Below are 18,260 nucleotides of genomic sequence, written 5' to 3'. Positions count from 1 at the left end.
CCAAGGGGGCCCGCGACCGAGTCGGGCATGCCGGAATGCCGCACCGGAGGCGCGGGTAGAACTCGGCGAATGTCCGCGGCCGGGGCGTGCCGGCGGCGGGCCCGGGGCTCACGGGCCCCGGGCCTGGTGTTGTTACTTGCGGCGGCGGTGCAGGGCGATGGCGGCGGCCGCGCCGCCCGCGATCGCGCCGACGCCGGCGGCCGCCGGGACGCCGACCTTCACGGCCTTGCGGCCGGTCCGATAGTCGCGCAGCCGCCAGTCGTTGGTCCGGGCATGCTTGCGAAGTTTTGTGTCGGGATTGATCGCGTACGGATGTCCGACCAGTGACAGCATCGGGATGTCGTTGTGCGAATCGCTGTACGCCGCGCAGCGTTCGAGATCGAGCCCCTCGGCGGCGGCCAGGGCGCGGACCGCCTCGGCCTTGGCGGGGCCGTGCAGCGGCTCGCCGACCAGGCGGCCGGTGTAGACCCCGTCGACGGACTCGGCGACGGTGCCGAGGGCCCCGGTCAGGCCGAGGCGCCGGGCGATGATCGTGGCGGTCTCCACGGGGGCGGCCGTGACCAGCCACACCTTCTGGCCGGCGTCGAGGTGGGCCTGGGCCAGGGCGCGGGTGCCCGGCCAGATCCGCTCGGCCATGTACTCGTCGTAGATCTCCTCGCCGATCGACATCAGTTCGGAGACCTTGTGGCCCTTGACGATGGACAGGGCGCTGTCGCGGGCGTCCTGCATGTGCTCGGGGTCCTCGACGCCGGCCAGCCGGAACCAGGCCTGCTGCCAGGCGAAGCGGGCGAGTTCGCGGCGCCGGAAGAACTCGCGCTTGTAGAGGCCGCGGCCGAAGTGGAAGATCGCGGCGCCCTGCATGACGGTGTTGTCGAGGTCGAAGAAGGCGGCGGCGAGATCGTCGCCGGCGACCGGGAAGGCGGGCGCTTCCGGGGTCGGTTCGGGGCCCTCTTCGGTGAGGGTTCCCGGTTCCGTTTCGGGTCCGGTGAGCGGTGGGGCCTCGGCCAGAGCGGTCTTGCGGGCGGCCTCGGCCGAGGCCTCGCCCGCCAGCACGCTGCGTGCGGTGGCGGAGCGCCGACGAGGGGGGAGCCATCCGAGAGCGGCCATGACGCGAGCATAGCCACTGTGTTCGGGAGTTCCCGAACCGATGGGATGCGGAGGCGTGAACTCTTCGGGGCGCTCCTGTTACGCGAGGGCGCGGGACAATGGCCGCATGAGCCCTTTGTTGCGCCGTAAGGAAAAGAAGCGTCCCGCTGAGCGGGTGGTGACGCTCATCGGGAAGCCGGGGTGCCACCTGTGCGACGAAGCGGAGGAGGTGGTCGCCCGGGTGTGCGCCGAGACGGGTGCGCAGTGGGAGAAGAAGGACATCTCGCAGGACGAGGAGCTCTACCGGCTGCACTGGGAGCAGATTCCGGTGGTGCTCGTGGACGGCGAGCAGCACACCTTCTGGAGGGTGAACCCCGACCGGCTCCGGCAGGCGTTGGAGGCCTGACCCTCTTCCCGGTTACCATCATGGGCGATTTATGGGGTCTCGGGGGCGTATCTGTGAGGAGTGTGCACGGTTTTGCCCCCTTTGGGATTTGAACGGGTTCGACGTGCCGCTGGTTCCGGCTTTGTCTGTCGAACTCGCGTGACCCCGGTCACTTTGGTCGGACAAACCGGACACAATCTTTGTGCACGCGTTCACAAAGGCATAGCCTGCTGTCGACGGGGCGGTCCTGGGACAAGTGGCCGCCTGCAGCCCCGCTCATCCCGCAGGAGCATCGTGGCAACTGGCCGAACTCACCGACCGGCGACCCGCAGCCGAGGTATTCCCGAGGCCACTGTCGCCCGGCTTCCGCTGTACTTGCGTGCCCTCACCGCGCTCTCCGAGCGATCGGTGCCCACGGTGTCCTCCGAGGAGCTCGCGGCCGCCGCCGGAGTCAACTCCGCGAAGCTGCGCAAGGACTTCTCGTACCTGGGCTCCTACGGGACCCGCGGCGTCGGCTACGACGTCGAGTACCTCGTCTACCAGATCTCCCGCGAGCTCGGCCTGACGCAGGACTGGCCGGTCGTCATCGTCGGAATCGGTAACCTCGGCGCCGCGCTCGCCAACTACGGCGGTTTCTCCGCGCGCGGCTTCCGTGTCGCGGCCCTCATCGACGCGGACCCGGCGATGGCAGGCAAGCCGGTCGCGGGCATGGCCGTGCAGCACACCGATGATCTGGAGAAGATCATCTCGGAGAACGGCGTCTCGATCGGGGTCATCGCGACGCCGGCCGGTGCGGCCCAGCAGGTCAGCGAGCGGCTGATCGCGGCCGGCGTCACCTCCATCCTGAACTTCGCGCCCACCGTGCTGTCCGTGCCCGAGGGCGTGGACGTGCGCAAGGTCGACCTCTCCATCGAGCTCCAGATCCTCGCCTTCCACGAGCAGCGCAAGGCCGGTGAGGAAGCGGCCGCCGCTGCCGCCGGCGGCTCCTCCGTGGGCGGCGCCGCACCCGCCGCGGCCGTGGTGCCGCCGGCCGGGCGCAGCGCCGCCGAGACGCGCAAGGGCGGGCCCGAGGGCGACGTGCCGGCGGTGATGCCGGCATGAGTCTGCTCGTCGTAGGGCTGAGCCACCGCAGCGCGCCCGTGAGCGTGCTGGAGCGGGCCTCCCTGTCCGCCGATGCCAAGGTGAAGCTGCTGCACGACACCCTCGCCGCCGAACCGGCGACCGAGGCGACCGTGCTCGCCACCTGCAACCGCATCGAGCTGTACGCGGACGTGGACAAGTTCCACGCCGGTGTCGCGGAGCTGTCCACGCTGCTCGCCCAGCACAGCGGGGTCGGGCTGGAGGAGCTCACCCCGTACCTGTACGTGCACTACGAGGACCGGGCGGTGCACCACCTGTTCTCGGTGGCGTGCGGGCTGGACTCGATGGTCGTGGGCGAGGGGCAGATCCTCGGCCAGATCAAGGACGCGCTGGCGCTGGGGCAGGAGCTGCACACCGCCGGCCGGCTGATCAACGACCTGTTCCAGCAGGCGCTGCGGGTCGGCAAGCGGGCGCACTCCGAGACCGGCATCGACCGGGCGGGCCAGTCGCTGGTGACCTTCGGGCTGGAGCAGCTGGCCGTGGGCGTACCGGTCGGCGAGTGGGCCGCGGGCAAGCGGGCGCTGGTGATCGGGGCCGGGTCGATGTCCTCGCTGGCCGCGGCGACGCTGGCGCGGGTCGGTGTCGCGGAGATCGTCGTGGCGAACCGGACCGCCGACCGGGCGGAGCGGCTCGCGGAAATTCTGGTTGCCTCGGGCACCGGGGTCTCGGCCGCGGCCGTGCCGATGGCTCGCGTCGCCGATGAGCTGACACGAGTCGACGTGGTCGTCTCGTGCACCGGTGCGACCGGTCTCGTGCTGAGCGCCGACGACGTGCTGGCCGCCGTGTCCTGGGGCGCCGCCCCGGACCCCGCGCCCCAGGCGCCGGCCGGGCCGGATCCGTCCGGTGCCGCCGGTTCCGTGCGGGCGCCGGCGGGGCTGGAACTGGCCGGGCAGGACGCCGATGTGCTGGCTCGGCTGGTTGCCGCTGCCCGGGACGGGGGGCGGCTCGCCGACGCCGGGGCCGTGCGGACCATTTCCGGGGCCGCCGAGGGCGACGTCTGTCCCGTCGGGCCGGACGGGCGTTCCGCGCTGACCGGGGTCGACGCCAACTCCCTCGAACTGCACGGGACCTGGGCCGACCAGGGCGAGGCCGCCGCACAGCGGCAGCCCCGCAGGAGCACCCGTACGCAGGCCCGGCCGACCGCCGTCCGGCTCGCGCTGCTCGACCTGGCCATGCCCAGGGACATCGACGCGGCCGTGCACCGGATCCCGGGCGTACGGCTCGTGGACATCGAGTCGCTCGCGGAGGCGTCCGCCGACGCCCCGATGGCGGCCGACGTCGACGCCGTACGCGGCATAGTCGCCCAGGAGGTGGCGGCCTTCGGGGCGGCGCAGCGGGCCGCGCACATCACGCCCACCGTCGTCGCCCTGCGGGCCATGGCGGCCGAGGTCGTGGCCATGGAAGTGGCGCGGCTCGACGGGCGGGTGCCCGACCTCGACGAACGGCAGCGTGCCGAGGTCACCCAGACCGTGCGCCGCGTCGTGGACAAGCTCCTCCACGCGCCGACCGTGCGCGTCAAGCAGCTCGCGAGCGAGCCCGGCGGCGCCGGGTACGCAGAAGCGCTGCGCGAACTCTTCGACCTCGACCCTCAGACGGTTGCTTCCGTCAGCCGGGCGGACGCGGCCGATCCGATGAACGACGACGACCCAGGACGGGCATCATGAACACACGTCCCGACCAGCCGCTGCGGCTCGGTACGCGGCGGAGCAAGCTGGCCATGTCCCAGTCGGGGCACGTCGCCGACGCGGTACGGGCCGTCACCGGCCGGGCCGTCGAGCTCGTGGAGATCACGACCTACGGCGACGTCTCGCGCGAGCACCTCTCGCAGATCGGCGGGACGGGCGTGTTCGTCACGGCCCTGCGCGACGCGCTGCTGCGCGGTGAGGTCGACTTCGCCGTGCACTCGCTGAAGGACCTGCCGACCGCGCAGCCCGACGACCTCGTGATCGCGGCCATGCCGCGCCGCGAGGACGCGCGGGACGCGCTCGTCGCCCGGGACGGCCTGACCTTCGAGCAGCTGCCCGACGGTGCCCGGATCGGTACCGGGTCGCCGCGGCGCACCGCCCAGCTCAACCACCTGGCGCTGTCGCTCGGCAAGCGGATCGAGACGGTGCCGATCCGCGGCAACGTCGACACCCGGATCGGCTTCGTCCGGGACGGTGAGCTCGACGCCGTCGTGCTGGCGGCCGCCGGGCTGAACCGGATCGGGCGCGGTGCCGAGGCGACCGACCTGCTGTCCGTCGACAGCGTCCTGCCGGCTCCCGGCCAGGGCGCCCTGGCCGTGGAGTGCCTCGCGTCCGACACGGACCTCGTCGCCGCGCTCGGCGAACTCGACGACCCGCACACCCGGGCCGCCGTGACCGCCGAGCGTTCCCTGCTCGCCGCCCTGGAGGCCGGTTGCAGCGCACCCGTGGGCGCGTTCGCCGACCTTCTGGCGGACGGGGAGATTGTCAATGAAATGCGCCTGCGCGGCGTCGTCGGAACCCTCGACGGCACGACGCTGGTGCAGCTGTCCACCACCGGTCCCGTGCCCCAGTCGTACGACGAGGCCATGGCGCTCGGCCGCGAACTCGCGGACGAGATGCTGGCCAAGGGCGCGGCCGGTCTGATGGGGGAGCGATCGCTTTGAACCCCTCAATTCCGACCACCTCCGCCTATCCGGCCGTCGCCGCCCACGGACGCGTCACCTTCCTCGGTGCCGGCCCGGGCGACCCGGGTCTGCTGACGCTGCGCGCCGTCGAGGCGCTCGCCGCCGCGGACGTACTGATCGCGGAGCCCGAGGTGCTCGAGGTCGTACGGACGCATGCGCGCGCGAATGTCGACACGCCGCAGCTGACGATTGCTGACGAAGTGTCAGCAGCCGCCGGGGTCCCGGTGATCCGGGACGCGGCCAATCTTGTCATGGAGGCCGCACGCTCCGGCAGGCGGGTCGTGCGTGCCGTCACGGGCGACCCCGGACTCGACGGGAACGCCGCCGAGGAGATGCTCGTCTGCGCCACGGCCGGCATCCCCTTCGAGGTGGTGCCCGGTGTCGCGACCGCGGTGGGCGTACCCGCGTACGCCGGTGTCCCGCTGCGCGACAAGCAGGGCGCGGACGTGAGGTTCGTCGACGCGCGGACCGCGTCGGCGCGCTGCTGGAGCGAGGTGGGTGCGAGCGACGGCATCCTCGTCGTGTCCGCGACGCTGGAGACGGTCTCGGCGGCCGCCGCCGAGCTGGTGAGCGCCGGGCGCAAGCCCGACACCCCGCTGACGGTGACCGTCGCCGGTACCACCACGCGGCAGCGGACCTGGTGCGCGACGCTGGGCACGATCGCCCAGGTGTTCAAGCAGGGCAAGGTGCTCCCCTCGCCGGAGGGCGCCCGGCCCGTCATAGCCGTGGTCGGTGAGCACAGCGCCGCCGCGCGGCGCGAGGACCTGTCCTGGTTCGAGTCGAAGCCGCTGTTCGGCTGGCGGGTGCTCGTGCCGCGGACCAAGGAGCAGGCCGCTTCGCTCTCCGACCAGCTGCGTTCGTACGGCGCGGTGCCCCACGAGGTGCCGACCATCGCCGTGGAGCCGCCGCGCACCCCGCAGCAGATGGAGCGCGCGGTCAAGGGCCTGGTGACGGGCCGCTACGAGTGGATCGCCTTCACCTCGGTCAATGCCGTGAAGGCCGTCCGCGAGAAGTTCGAGGAGTACGGGCTCGACGCGCGCGCCTTCGCGGGCATCAAGGTCGCCGCGGTGGGCGAGCAGACCGCCGCCGCGCTGGTGGAGTTCGGTGTGAAGCCGGATCTGGTGCCCAGCGGTGAGCAGTCCGCTGCCGGACTGCTGGAGGACTGGCCGCCGTACGACCCGGTCTTCGACCCGATCGACCGGGTGTTCCTGCCGCGCGCCGACATTGCGACCGAGACGCTGGTCGCCGGGCTGATCGAGCTCGGGTGGGAGGTCGACGACGTCACCGCCTACCGGACGGTGCGTGCGTCGCCGCCGCCGGCGGACACGCGTGAGGCGATCAAGGGCGGCGGTTTCGACGCCGTGCTCTTCACCTCCTCGTCCACGGTCCGCAACCTGGTCGGGATCGCCGGTAAGCCGCACAACGTGACCGTCATCGCCTGTATCGGGCCGGCGACGGCCAAGACGGCGGAGGAGCACGGGCTGCGCGTGGACGTGCTGTCCCCGGAGCCGTCGGTGTCGAAGCTGGCGGAGGCTCTCGCCGAGTACGGTGCGGCGCGCCGCGAGGCGGCCAAGGAGGCCGGCGAGACGGTGTTCCGGCCGAGCGAGCGGCGGCCGGGCGCGCGGCGGCGTCGTACGACGTGAGCGGCTTAGCGCGGGAAGTGATCAGGGCCCGGGTGCGGTGAGCACCCGGGCCCTTCGCTGTGTGATCCACCTCGCACCGGGACCTTCGGCCCGTTTGGGAGCGCGGTGATCGCGCAGACGGGAGGGCTGGAACACCCACCGAGGAAAGGACCGGCCATGGCGGCCCCCCGAACCCCGCAGGTGGCCGATCCGGAAGCGGTGAAGCGCCATCCCGTACTCTTCCGAGCCGTCCGTCAGCGGCTGAACCCCAGACTCCGCCGGACCGACATCACCGTCACGGACGACGTGGCGGTCAAGCGCGCCGTGAAGGCGGCCTCGCTCGGCAACGCCATGGAGTGGTTCGACTTCGGCATCTACTCCTACCTGGCCGTCACCCTGGGGCGCGTCTTCTTCCCGTCGGGGAGCGACACCACCCAGCTGATGTCCTCCTTCGCGACCTTCGCCGTGGCCTTCCTGGTGCGGCCGCTGGGCGGGATGTTCTTCGGCCCGATGGGCGACCGCATGGGGCGCAAGAAGGTCCTGGCCCTCACCATGATCATGATGGCGGTGGGCACCTTCGCCATCGGCCTGATCCCCTCGTACGGGGCGATCGGGCTGTGGGCCCCGGCCCTGCTGATCCTCTTCCGGATGCTCCAGGGCTTCTCGACCGGCGGGGAGTACGGCGGCGCCTCCACCTTCATCGCCGAGTACGCGCCAGACCGGCGCCGCGGCTTCTTCGGCAGCTTCCTCGAATTCGGAACCCTGGCCGGCTACGTCGGCGCGGCCGGTCTGGTGACCGCCCTGTACGCGCTGCTCGACGACGCGGCGATGGACTCCTGGGGCTGGCGCGTGCCGTTCCTCGTCGCCGGGCCGCTCGGACTGGTCGGCCTCTACCTGCGGATGCGCCTGGACGAGACCCCCGCCTTCCAGAGGCTGGACGGTGGCGCGCGCGCCCGCGCCACCGAGGCCGCCGACGCGGTGGAGACCACCGCCAAGGGCGACCTGGCGAAGATCTTCCGCGAGTACTGGCCGACGCTGATCCTGTGCGTCTGCCTGGTCGGCGCGTACAACATCGCCCACTACATGCTGCTGTCGTACATGCCGACGTACCTCTCGGACGAACTGGGCTACAGCGAGACGCACGGCCTGCTGATCCTGCTCGGCGTGATGGTCGCCCTGATGCTCGTCGTCAGCCGGGTCGGCGCCCTCTCCGACCGCTACGGCCGCAAGCCGCTGCTGATGGGCGGCATGACGGGCTTCTTCCTGCTCTCCCTCCCGGCGTTCCCGCTGATCGGCCAGGGCGGCATCCCCGCGATCACCGCCGGCATGCTGATGCTGGGCCTCTCGCTGGTCTGCATGCTCGGCACCATGTCCGCCGCGCTGCCGGCCCTCTTTCCGACCCGGGTCCGCTACGGCTCCCTGTCGGTCGGCTACAACCTGTCGGCGTCCCTCTTCGGCGGGACGACGCCGCTGGTGATCACCGCCCTGATCGGCTGGACCGGTTCGAACCTGATGCCCGCGTTCTACGCGATGGGGGCGGCCCTGGTCGGCATCCTCGCGGTGGCGTGCATGAAGGAGACCGCGCAGAAGCCGCTCGACGGGTCTCCGCCGTCGGTGGAGACCGAGGAGGAGGCAGCAGAACTGTGCGCCGCCCGGACGCCGGAACCGAAGTTCTGACCGGCCGCCTCCGCCGGGCGGTTCCTGAACCGGGCCGGCCGGTCAGGCGGGGTGGGTGGTGCGGAAGGTGCGGCGGTAGGTGTCGGGCGGGACGCCGACGACCCGTTTGAACTGGCGCCGCAGGGTGGTGGCGGTGCCCATGCCGGTGGCGGCGGCGACCGCCTCGATCGTCTCGTCGGTGGCCTCCAGCAGCTCCTGGGCGCGCCGCACGCGCTGGGTCAGCAGCCACTGGAGCGGGGTCCGGCCGGTGACCGCCCGGAACTGCCGGCCCAGGTGGCGCGGGCTCGTATTGGCCCGGCGCGCCATGTCGGTGACGGTCAGCGGCCGGTCGAGGCGCTGCTGGGCCCAGGCGAGCAGGTCGGCGAGCTGGTGGTCGGCGCCGCCCGACACCTGGACCGGGGTGGAGACGAACTGGGCCTGGCCGCCGGTCCGGTGGGGCGCCATGACGAGGCGGCGGGCGATGGAGTTGGCGACGGCGGCGCCGTGGTCGAGGTGGATCAGGTGCAGGCACAGGTCCACGGCGGCGGCCTTGCCCGCGGCGGTGAGCACGCTGCCGTTGTCGGTGTAGAGGACGTCGGCGTCGACCTCGGCCCGCGGGTGACGTGCGCTCAGCTCCGCGGCGTGCGCCCAGTGGGTGGTGGCCCGCCGGCCGTCGAGCAGGCCCGCGGCGCCGAGTACGAAGGCGCCGGTGCACAGGGAGGCGACGCGGGCGCCGGCCGCGTGGGCCGCGCGTACGGCCTCGACCAGCTCGGGCGGCGGCGGTTCGTCGACGTCGGCGCAGGCGGGCACGATCACGGTGTCGGCCCGGGCCAGGCGCTCCAGCCCGTGGTCGGGCTCGACGGTGAACGGGCCGACGCGCACGGGGCCGGGGCCGCAGAGCAGTACGTCGTACCAGCCCTGCGGGGCGTCGGGCGGGGGATTGCCGAAGATCTCGTAGGCCACCGCCAGCTCGAAGTGCAGCATGTGACCGGCGGCCGCCAGGGCGACAGTGGGCATGTCCGAAAGTGTACGGGTGATGTCGTTCCGGACCATCACGGTCGGGCCGGGTCCGCCCCGAGACTGGGTCCATCGAGCCGCAGAGGGCGCAGGGGACGGGGAACGCGATGAGCACGACGGGTACGGCGGACACGACCGGTACGACGGACATGACGAGCACGGGAGCGGCGTATGCGGCGGGTCCCGTGGTGGTTTACGGGGCCACGGGCCACACCGGCCGTTTCGTCGTCGCCGAGCTGCGCAGGCGGGGCATCGCCACCGTGGTCTCCGGCCGCAACGCGGACCGGTTGGCGGCGCTGGCCGCCGAGCACGGGGACCTGCTCGTGCGGCCGGCCTCCGTGGACGACCCCGCCTCGCTGGACCGGGCGTTCGCGGGAGCTGCGGCCGTGATCAATGCCGCCGGACCGTTCGCGGTGACGGGCGGCCCGGTCGTCGGGGCGGCCCTGCGCGCCGGGATCCCGTACGTCGACGTCGCGGCGGAGATCGAGGCGAACGCGGCGATGTTCGCCGACCACGCGGAGGCGGCCCGCAAGGCCGGGGTGCCCGTGGTGCCGGCCATGGCCTTCTTCGGGGGCCTGGGCGACCTGCTGGTCGGCGCGGCCATGGGCGGGTGGAAGGCGGCGGACGAGGTGCACGTCGCGTACGGGCTGAGCAGCTGGCGGCCCACGGAGGGCACCCGGGTGGCCGGCGAGGTCTCCCACCAGCGCCGTGCGGGCCGCCGGCTGCGGTTCGCGCAGGGTGCGCTGCGCCACCACGACGACGAACTGTCGGAGCAGGAGTGGCTCTTCCCGGAGCCGCTGGGCCGGCGGACGGTGATCGCCGAGTTCACCATGGCCGACGTCGTCACCGTGCCCAGCCACGTGGCCGTGCCCGAGGTGCGTACGTACATGGCCGTGGAGGCCGCGCGGGACCTCGCCGGGGCGGACACGCCGGCGCCGGAGGCGGTCGACGACCAGGGCCGGTCGGACCAGACGTTCGTCGTGGACGTCCTGGTCCGCGCGGGCGGCGCCGAGCGCCGCGCCACGGCCCGGGGCCGGGACATCTACGCGGTCACGGCGCCGCTGGCGGTGGAGGCCGTCGAGCGGCTGCTGTCCGGGCGGGCCCGGGCCACGGGTGTGGCCTCGGCCGCGGCGATGTTCGACGCGCCGGACTTCCTGCGGGCGCTGGCCCCGTACCTGTCGGTCGAGGTCGCGCGCTGATCCCGGCGGCCGGGGACGGGGGAGCCCGGGGGCGGGGGACGGGGGGAGCCCGGGGGCAGGGGCCCGGGCCCCGCGCTGCCGGGCTCTACCCTTGTCCGGACTGCTGTCGATGCTCGAAGAGGCGACTGAAGATGAGCGCGTACGGATCCTTCCCCGGTTCGCGGCCCCGCCGGCTGCGCACCACCCCGGCGATGCGGCGGATGGTCGCGGAGAACCGGCTGCACCCCTCGGACCTGATCCTCCCGGCCTTCGTCCGGGAGGGCATCAGCGAGCCCCTGGCGATCTCCGCGATGCCGGGCGTCGTGCAGCACACCCGGGACACGCTGCGGAAGGCCGCCGCGGAGGCGGTGGAGGTGGGGGTCGCCGGGATCATGCTGTTCGGTGTCCCGGCCGACGAGAACAAGGACGCGCGGGGCACGGCGGGCACCGAGCCGGACGGGATCCTCCAGGTCGCGATCCGCGATGTGAAGGCCGAGGTCGGGGACGACCTGGTGATCATGTCGGACCTGTGTCTGGACGAGTACACGGACCACGGCCACTGCGGCGTGCTGGACGAGCACGGTCGCGTCGACAACGACGCGACGCTGGAGCGGTACGCGGAGATGGCTCAGGTCCAGGCCGACGCGGGCGTCCACGTGGTCGGGCCCAGCGGGATGATGGACGGTCAGGTCGGCGTCATCCGTGACGCGCTGGACGAGACCGGGCACGAGGACGTCTCGATCCTCGCGTACACGGCGAAGTACACCTCCGCCTTCTACGGTCCCTTCCGCGAGGCCGTCGCCTCCTCGTTGCAGGGCGACCGCAAGACGTACCAGCAGGACCCGGCGAACGCCCGGGAGTCCCTGCGGGAGCTCGCCCTCGACCTGGAGGAGGGTGCGGACATGGTGATGGTCAAGCCGGCCGGCCCCTACCTCGACATCCTGTACCGGGTCGCGCAGGCGGTCGACGTACCGGTGGCGGCGTACCAGATCAGCGGCGAGTTCGCGATGATCGAGGCGGCGGCGGAGAAGGGCTGGATCGAGCGCGACCGGGCGATCCTGGAGACGCTGCTGGGCATCAAGCGCGCGGGAGCCGACACGATCCTCACCTACTGGGCGACCGAGGTCGCGGGCTGGCTGCGCGAGGCCCGCTGACGTCCGCTGAGGCCCGCGTCCGCTGACGCGCGCCGGCGCTACGGCCAGTCGACGAGGCCGTGGAAGACGATGACGTCGAGGACGACGGCGGCCGGGGCGGCCATGGCACACCACACCCTGGCGGCGGCGTAGCGCCGCTGCCGGGGCAGGGCCCACGCGACGACGAGCAGGGCCGCCACGAGGAGCAGGCCGAACCCGAAGACGGCGAAGGCGACCTGGTACGAGGCGTCGAACCGGTCGCTCGCCGCGGTGCCGCAGGAGTCGCAGGCCATCGGGGACATCCCGACGAAGAAGAACGCGACGGCCGCCATGGGCAGCGCCAGCAGGCTGGCGAGGAGCGGCGCGACGAACGCGCGCGGTCGGCGCGGGGTGTCGGTGGGCGGGAGCGGCGTGTCGTCCATGCGGCCAGTCAACCGGCGGGCCGGGGCGGGCACATGAGTGCCGGTACTCAGGCGGCGGTGGGGCGGAACGCCGACGGGCGGCGCACTCCGACCGTGGTGTCGGGGCACGCCGCCCTGGGGCGGAACGGGTTGCGCTGTCATGAGGGCTACTTCGGGTCGCGGTTGAACGAGGCGGTCGACCAGCGGTAGCCGAGGGCGGCCAGGGCGATGGACCAGGCGACCGCGAGCCAGCCGTTGTGGCCGATCTCGGTGCCGAGGAGCAGGCCGCGCAGGGTCTCGATGGCCGGGGTGAAGGGCTGGTACTCGGCGATCGGCTGGAACCAGCCCGGCATCGCGTCGATCGGGGTGAACGCGCTGGAGATGAGCGGCAGCAGGATCAGCGGCATCGCGCTGTTGCTGGCGGCCTCGGCGTTGGGGCTGGCCATGCCCATGCCGACGGCGATCCAGGTGAGTGCGAGGGCGAACAGCGAGAGCAGTCCGAAGGCGGCCAGCCACTCCAGGGCGGTGGCGTCCGTGGAGCGGAAGCCGATGGCGACGGCGACGGCGCCGACGAGGACCACGCTGGCGATCGACTGCAGGACGCTGCCGACGACGTGCCCGATGAGTACGGAGCCGCGGTAGATCGCCATCGTGCGGAAGCGGGCGATGATGCCCTCGGACATGTCGGTGGAGACGGACACGGCGGCCCCGATGACGGTGCTGCCGATGGTCATCAGCAGGATGCCGGGGACGACGTAGGCGATGTACTCGGAGCGGTCGGCGCCGCCGCCGCCCATGCCCGCGCTCATCACGTCGCCGAAGATGTAGACGAAGAGCAGGAGCAGCATCACCGGGGTGAGCAGCAGGTTCAGGGTCAGCGACGGGTAGCGCCGGGCGTGCAGGAGGTTGCGGCGCAGCATCGTGGAGCAGTCGCGCACGGCGAGGGAGAGGGTGCTCATCGGGCGTTCTCCTGAGTCTGGTCGGTGTGGTCGGTGTGGCCGGGCTGGTCGGGGATGCGGGTGCCGCCGCCGGTGAGGGCGAAGAACACGTCGTCGAGGTCGGGCGTGTGGACGGTGAGCTCGTCGGCCTCGACGCCGGCGCTCTCCAGTCGGTCGAGGAGGGAGCGCAGCTCGCGCTGGCTGCCGTCGCTCGGGATCTGCAGGGCCAGTGCCTCGTCGTCGCGGGTCGCCCGGGGCAGGGCGAGCGCGGCGGACCGGTGGGCGGCGGGGTCGGTGAAGCGGAGCCGGACGTGCCCGCCGGGGATCAGCCGCTTCAGCTCGGCGGCGGTGCCCTCGGCGGCGATCCTGCCGTCGTTGAGGACGGCGATGCGGTCGGCGAGCTGGTCGGCCTCCTCCAGGTACTGGGTGGTGAGGAAGACCGTCACCCCGTCGGAGACGAGCTCGCGGATGATCTGCCACATGTTGTGGCGGCTGCGCGGGTCGAGGCCGGTGGTCGGTTCGTCGAGGAAGATGATCCGCGGGCTGCCGACCAGGGTCATCGCGATGTCGAGGCGGCGCTTCATGCCGCCGGAGTAGGTGGACGCGGGCTTCTTCGCGGCCTCGACCAGGTCGAAGCGCTCCAGGAGTTCGGCGGTGACCCGCCGGCCCTCGCGCCGGGACAGGTGGTGCAGGTCGGCGAGGAGGAGCATGTTCTCCTCGCCGGTGATCAGGCCGTCGACGGCGGAGAACTGGCCGGTGACACCGATCGCGGCGCGGACGGCCTGCGGGTGGGCGGCCAGGTCGTGGCCGGCGACGCGCAGGTCGCCGGCGTCGGGGGTGACGAGGGTGGAGAGGATCTTGACGGCGGTGGTCTTGCCGGCGCCGTTCGGGCCGAGCAGGGAGAAGATCGTTCCCTCGGGGACGGCGAGGTCGATGCCGTCGAGGACGGTCTTGTCGCCGTAGGACTTGCGCAGCCCGTTCGCCGCGATCGCCAGGTCGGTCATGGTGGTGTGCTCCTCGGGAGGTCGCGGGGTCAGAGGCTGCGGGCGGTGATGTCGCCGTAGGAGGTGGTGGCGCGGATGGTCAGGTCGGCGGCGCCGTTGTTCTGCAGGGTGTTGTGGATGCGGCCGTAGGTGGTGCCGGCGTCGAGGGAGGCGGAGACTCCGCGGGCGGCGCCGATGTTCACATCGCCGGCCAGGGTGGAGAGTTCGAGGTTCCCGCCGGTGGCCTCGGTGATGTGGAGGTCGCCCTTCTGGGTGCTGATGGCGGCGTTGCCGGCGAGGCGGCCGACGGTGATGTCGCCGGCCTGGAGGGCGAGGCGGGCGTCGGCGGTCTCGTCGAGCTTGACGGTGCCGTGGGCGGCTTCGTAGGTGACCTCGCCGAGGCGGCCGACGCCGCGGAACTCGGCGGTGGCGGCCTTGGCGTCGATGCGGGAGCCGGCCGGGAGCTGGACGGTGATCTCGACCGAGCCGGGATGGCCGAGGACGCGGTGCTTGGCGGGGGCGGCCTCGATGCGCAGGACGCCGTCCTGGTAGTGGGCGGTGATCTGCTCGGCGGCCTTGATGTCGCGGCCCTTGGCGGGGTCGGCGGGGAGGATCTCGACGGTGGTGTCGGCGTGGTCGGCGGCGATGAGGCGGATGCGTCCGGCGGGGATGTCCAGGACGGCGGAGATCGGGGCCGAGGTGGCGAACTTCTGCATGGTGCTTCTCCTTCGTATCGGCCGGCGCTCGGTGCGCCGTGCCGTTTCTGATGAATGAAAAGCTACGTTGCGTTCGCGTGTCTGGCAACAAGTCTGTTGCGTCAAAACATAGAACTCCCAGCTCACAGGCGGGATTTCATTGCAATGGTTTCGCGCTTAATGCAACGCGGAGAGCGTTGCTCGTTGCAATGAAATGGAAGTGAACGCTATAGTGGGAGACACCGTGAACCCACTGCGGACCCACCACGAAGGAGATCGCGATGCCGGGAGGCAGGCTCACCCAGCAGGAACGCCAGCAGATCGCGCTGGGGCTGGCCGACGACCTCGCCTACGCGGAGATCGCCAGGCGCCTGGACCGTCCGACGTCGACGATCTCGCGCGAGGTCATGCGCAACGGCGGGCCGGGCGGCTACCGCGCCGACCTGGCGCACCGCGCCACCGAACGCCGCGCGCACCGCAGGCAGGCCGTGCCCCGCGGCGCCGAGGCGCCCCCGCAGGCCCACGGACGCGACCCGGAGGCGGTGAGCGAGTACGAGGAGGCGTTCACCGACGTCCTCATTCAGGCGGGGACGCCCAAGATGATGGCCCGGGTGATGGCCTGCCTCTACATAACGGACTCGGGCAGCCTCACCGCGGCCGAACTCGTCCAGCGCCTCCAGGTCAGCCCGGCGTCCATCTCCAAGGCGATCACCTTCCTCGAAGGCCAGGGCCTCGTCCGCAGGGAACGCGACGAGCGCCGCCGCGAGCGCTACTTCGTCGACGACGACGTCTGGTACCAGGCGACGATCGCCTCCGCCCGCGTCAACGAGCAGATCATCGCGACCGCACGGCAGGGCGTGAGCATCCTCGGTCCGGACACCCCGGCGGCCAACCGCCTGGAGAACATCGCCCGTTTCATGGACTTCGTCTCCGAGGGCATCACCCGCGCCGCGGAACAGGCCCGCGCGGTCCTCCACACCAAGCCGGCGACACCCCCGGACGACCCTGCCTGATCCCGAGAAAACCTGTCCGAGGACGTGCTGCGGCGCCGGCTGCTGCTGGCTCCTGGTGGAACGCGCCCCCGTGCGGGCCTCCGCGGCGGGTCGGCGGGTGGTTGCCCGGGACGTCCCCGCCGGGGTTGTGGATCAGCCTTCGGTGGGAAGCTTCGCCGGATCGGTGGCGCGGCGGTACTCGGCGTTGATGCGCTGGGCCTCTTCGAGCTGGTCCTCGAGGATGATGATGCGGCAGGCGGCCTCGACGGGGGTGCCCTGGTCGACGAGTTCCCGGGCGCGGGCGGCGATGCGCAGTTGGTAGCGGGAGTAGCGGCGGTGGCCGCCGGCGGAGCGGAGCGGGGTGATCAGGCGGGCTTCGCCGATGGCGCGGAGGAAGCCCTGGGTGGTGCCGAGCATCTCGGCGGCCCGGCCCATCGTGTAGGCGGGGTAGTCGTCGTCATCGAGACGGCCGAACGAGTCATCTGCTGTCATGGAACCTCTCTGTGGAACGCGTGGAGGGGCCCTGGCGCCGAACGGCACCAGGGCCCCGAAGGAACTGCTACACCATCTGCCGGCCCTGATACCGCGCCGGCTTCCTGTATCCGCTGACCCGCCCGAACGGGGGCGGGAGATGCGGGGATCGCGGTTGCTTGACCGGAGACCACCTCACTGTCGATGTCCTGCGGTACCCGGGCTCAGACTTCCGCCCGGGCGATCCTGATGGCGCCCAATCCCTCCGTTCATCCCTCGGATGATCAACTGCTTACCAAGCGGGGAACTGCGAACTACTGGTGCTGCGTGTACTGCTCCGCTCGGTACTACTGCTACTCACTTCACTGCCGGGTATCGCCTCGGCGGCCCCTGATCACTGCGGGCCACCCGGTCCGGTCGTCAGTCCCGTCGCCGTCGTGCAACATCCCTGGCTTCGGAACTCCACCACCGCACCGTCATGCGCACTGCAACTGCGGGTACTGCTGCCCGGCAGTTCGTCTCTGCCGGGCCCTGCTGTCTCTGGCTACGAGAGAAACCATAACCACGCCACCATCCAATGTCTACTCCGGCCGAAACAGATTTTGTTGTGCGTGCCCTTGAGGTAATCGGGTGCCGTCGGATGGAGCGACTGCGGGCGGGGGCGCGACGACCGCCCCCGGTAGCGTCGCAGTCCACCCGTTTGCGAGGGCTTTCAGCGGCCATACGAGGGTCCGTAAGACTTTTTCCACCGAAGAGGGAGTGATCAGCTGTGTCTGGTGAGCAGAAGGCCGAGGCGAAGGGCGAGCAGGCCAAGGGCAAGCTCAAGGAGACCGCTGGCCGCCTGACGGGCAATGAGCGGCTGACCGTCGAGGGCCGCGCGGAGCAGGCCGAGGGCGATGCCCGCGAGGCCAAGGAGAAGGTCAAGGACGTCTTCAAGCACTGATCGTCATGCCGCAGGGCCGGGACCGCAGGAGGGTCCCGGCCCTGCTGTGTGTCCGCTTCGCCCAATGGACTCACACCGTCACGGGCAGGCACTCGGCGAGCAGGTCGACGACGTCGCGCCATGCGCGCTGCGCGTGCTGCGGGTGGTAGCCGACGCCGGGGACCGTGGGGTGGTCGACCGGCGGGTGGTGGAAGGCGTGCAGGGCGCCGCCGTAGACCGTGAGGCGCCAGTCGACGCCCGCGGCCTGCATTTCGGCGGTGAACGCGTTCCGTTGTGCGGGCGGCATGATCGGGTCTTCCGACCCGACTCCGGCCCACACCGGGCAGCGAATGCGCGCTGCCTCGCCCGGTCGGCCCGTGGTGGTTGCGTTGACTGTCCCGATCGCGCGCAGGTTGACGCCGTCGCGCCCGAGTTCCAGCGCGATGGCGCCCCCGGTGCCGTAGCCGACGGCGGCGATCCGGTCGGGGTCGGTCCGCGGTTCGGCGCGCAACACGTCGAGTGCCGCATGGCCGATGCCGCGCATTCGGTCGGGGGCGGCGAGCAGCGGCATGCAACGGGCCAGCATTTCCTCGGGGTCACCCAGATAGCGCCCGCCGTGAAGGTCGAAGGCCAGCGCTACGTATCCCAGCTCGGCGAGAGCATCGGCCCGGCGGCGCTCGACGTCGCTGAGTCCCATGCCCTCCGGCCCGAGCAGCACCGCGGGCCGGCGGTCGACACCGGCCGGGAGCGCGAGGTGCCCGATCATCGTCAAACCGTCCGCCGGGTACTCGACCGTACGCGTTGTGATCGTCGTCATGAGACGGGAGGGTAGTGATGTCGGGCCCGGTTCGGTCTGCGGTGCACGGCCTGTCCAGGCGGTGAGCATGCCACTGCGCAGGCGGGCCAGGATGCGGGTGAGCAGGCGGGACACCTGCATTTGCGAGATGCCGAGCTCGGCACCGATCTCGGACTGGGTCATCTCCCGGGCGAA

General features: G+C 71.9%; 18 protein-coding genes. 10 read left to right on the top strand and 8 right to left on the bottom strand.

The window, feature by feature from the left end:
- Positions 1-132: 132 nt before the first annotated feature.
- Positions 133-1,107 (bottom strand): HAD family hydrolase, encoded by a 975-nt coding sequence (locus B6R96_RS16035; protein ID WP_081522774.1) that lies wholly within the window; start codon positions 1,105-1,107, stop codon positions 133-135.
- 106 nt (positions 1,108-1,213) lie between these two features.
- Here B6R96_RS16035 and B6R96_RS16030 point away from each other — a divergent pair, with 106 nt between their 5' ends.
- From B6R96_RS16030 to proP, 6 genes are all read left to right on the top strand, one after another.
- On the top strand, positions 1,214-1,492 hold the full coding sequence (locus tag B6R96_RS16030; RefSeq protein ID WP_030388025.1) for a glutaredoxin family protein: 279 nt from the start codon (positions 1,214-1,216) through the stop codon (positions 1,490-1,492).
- 273 nt (positions 1,493-1,765) lie between these two features.
- Positions 1,766-2,572 (top strand): redox-sensing transcriptional repressor Rex, encoded by an 807-nt coding sequence (locus B6R96_RS16025; RefSeq protein ID WP_053175422.1) that lies wholly within the window; start codon positions 1,766-1,768, stop codon positions 2,570-2,572.
- Positions 2,569-4,275, top strand: a complete 1,707-nt coding sequence (locus tag B6R96_RS16020) for a glutamyl-tRNA reductase (protein ID WP_030388027.1) — start codon at positions 2,569-2,571, stop codon at positions 4,273-4,275. Before B6R96_RS16025 ends, B6R96_RS16020 begins: the two co-directional genes overlap by 4 nt.
- Positions 4,272-5,240, top strand: coding sequence for a hydroxymethylbilane synthase (gene hemC / locus B6R96_RS16015; protein ID WP_081522773.1), 969 nt, complete (start codon positions 4,272-4,274; stop codon positions 5,238-5,240). The genes B6R96_RS16020 and hemC overlap by 4 nt, the downstream gene beginning before the upstream one ends.
- Positions 5,237-6,904 carry a uroporphyrinogen-III synthase gene (locus tag B6R96_RS16010; RefSeq protein ID WP_030722644.1) on the top strand — a complete coding sequence of 556 codons (1,668 nt, stop codon included), beginning with the start codon at positions 5,237-5,239 and terminating at the stop codon, positions 6,902-6,904. Before hemC ends, B6R96_RS16010 begins: the two co-directional genes overlap by 4 nt.
- A 156-nt stretch (positions 6,905-7,060) precedes the next feature.
- On the top strand, positions 7,061-8,560 hold the full coding sequence (gene proP / locus B6R96_RS16005) for a glycine betaine/L-proline transporter ProP (protein ID WP_081522772.1): 1,500 nt from the start codon (positions 7,061-7,063) through the stop codon (positions 8,558-8,560).
- Between the two features lie 42 nt (positions 8,561-8,602).
- Here the strand turns inward: proP and B6R96_RS16000 are convergent, their stop codons facing one another.
- Positions 8,603-9,556: a helix-turn-helix domain-containing protein gene (locus B6R96_RS16000; RefSeq protein ID WP_081525124.1), complete on the bottom strand. Its 954-nt coding sequence runs from the start codon at positions 9,554-9,556 to the stop codon at positions 8,603-8,605.
- 149 nt (positions 9,557-9,705) lie between these two features.
- On the opposite strand from B6R96_RS16000, the gene B6R96_RS15995 reads away from it, so the two are divergent.
- The gene (locus B6R96_RS15995; protein ID WP_081525123.1) at positions 9,706-10,755 is read left to right on the top strand and encodes a saccharopine dehydrogenase family protein; all 1,050 of its coding nucleotides are present in this window, start codon (positions 9,706-9,708) and stop codon (positions 10,753-10,755) included.
- Positions 10,756-10,886: 131 nt separating this feature from the next.
- Positions 10,887-11,888 (top strand): porphobilinogen synthase, encoded by a 1,002-nt coding sequence (gene hemB, locus B6R96_RS15990; protein WP_079405748.1) that lies wholly within the window; start codon positions 10,887-10,889, stop codon positions 11,886-11,888.
- 38 nt (positions 11,889-11,926) lie between these two features.
- On the opposite strand, the gene B6R96_RS15985 is transcribed toward hemB, so the two are convergent.
- The 4 genes from B6R96_RS15985 to B6R96_RS15970 all read right to left on the bottom strand — a co-directional run bounded on the left by B6R96_RS15985 (position 11,927) and on the right by B6R96_RS15970 (position 14,905).
- Entirely contained in the window at positions 11,927-12,289 is a 363-nt protein-coding gene (locus B6R96_RS15985; protein WP_081522771.1) for a hypothetical protein, read from the bottom strand.
- Positions 12,290-12,435: 146 nt separating this feature from the next.
- Positions 12,436-13,227 carry an ABC transporter permease gene (locus B6R96_RS15980; RefSeq protein ID WP_081522770.1) on the bottom strand — a complete coding sequence of 264 codons (792 nt, stop codon included), beginning with the start codon at positions 13,225-13,227 and terminating at the stop codon, positions 12,436-12,438.
- Positions 13,224-14,210: an ATP-binding cassette domain-containing protein gene (locus B6R96_RS15975; protein ID WP_081522769.1), complete on the bottom strand. Its 987-nt coding sequence runs from the start codon at positions 14,208-14,210 to the stop codon at positions 13,224-13,226. Before B6R96_RS15975 ends, B6R96_RS15980 begins: the two co-directional genes overlap by 4 nt.
- Before the next feature lie 29 nt (positions 14,211-14,239).
- Positions 14,240-14,905, bottom strand: coding sequence for a DUF4097 family beta strand repeat-containing protein (locus B6R96_RS15970; RefSeq protein WP_081522768.1), 666 nt, complete (start codon positions 14,903-14,905; stop codon positions 14,240-14,242).
- Between the two features lie 260 nt (positions 14,906-15,165).
- Between B6R96_RS15970 and B6R96_RS38985 the strand changes: the two genes are divergently transcribed.
- Positions 15,166-15,897, top strand: coding sequence for a GbsR/MarR family transcriptional regulator (locus tag B6R96_RS38985; RefSeq protein WP_081522767.1), 732 nt, complete (start codon positions 15,166-15,168; stop codon positions 15,895-15,897).
- Positions 15,898-16,029: 132 nt separating this feature from the next.
- Here B6R96_RS38985 and B6R96_RS15960 read toward each other — a convergent pair whose 3' ends face one another.
- On the bottom strand, positions 16,030-16,368 hold the full coding sequence (locus tag B6R96_RS15960; protein WP_081522766.1) for a MerR family transcriptional regulator: 339 nt from the start codon (positions 16,366-16,368) through the stop codon (positions 16,030-16,032).
- Between the two features lie 748 nt (positions 16,369-17,116).
- Between B6R96_RS15960 and B6R96_RS15955 the strand changes: the two genes are divergently transcribed.
- Positions 17,117-17,290 (top strand): CsbD family protein, encoded by a 174-nt coding sequence (locus tag B6R96_RS15955; protein WP_081522765.1) that lies wholly within the window; start codon positions 17,117-17,119, stop codon positions 17,288-17,290.
- 70 nt (positions 17,291-17,360) lie between these two features.
- On the opposite strand, the gene B6R96_RS15950 is transcribed toward B6R96_RS15955, so the two are convergent.
- The gene (locus B6R96_RS15950; RefSeq protein ID WP_237291665.1) at positions 17,361-18,248 is read right to left on the bottom strand and encodes a dienelactone hydrolase family protein; all 888 of its coding nucleotides are present in this window, start codon (positions 18,246-18,248) and stop codon (positions 17,361-17,363) included.
- Positions 18,249-18,260: the final 12 nt, after the last annotated feature.

Origin of the sequence: Streptomyces sp. Sge12, from assembly GCF_002080455.1 — a bacterium.
GTDB lineage: Bacteria > Actinomycetota > Actinomycetes > Streptomycetales > Streptomycetaceae > Streptomyces.
This window is presented reverse-complemented; position numbering and strand designations above follow the sequence as displayed.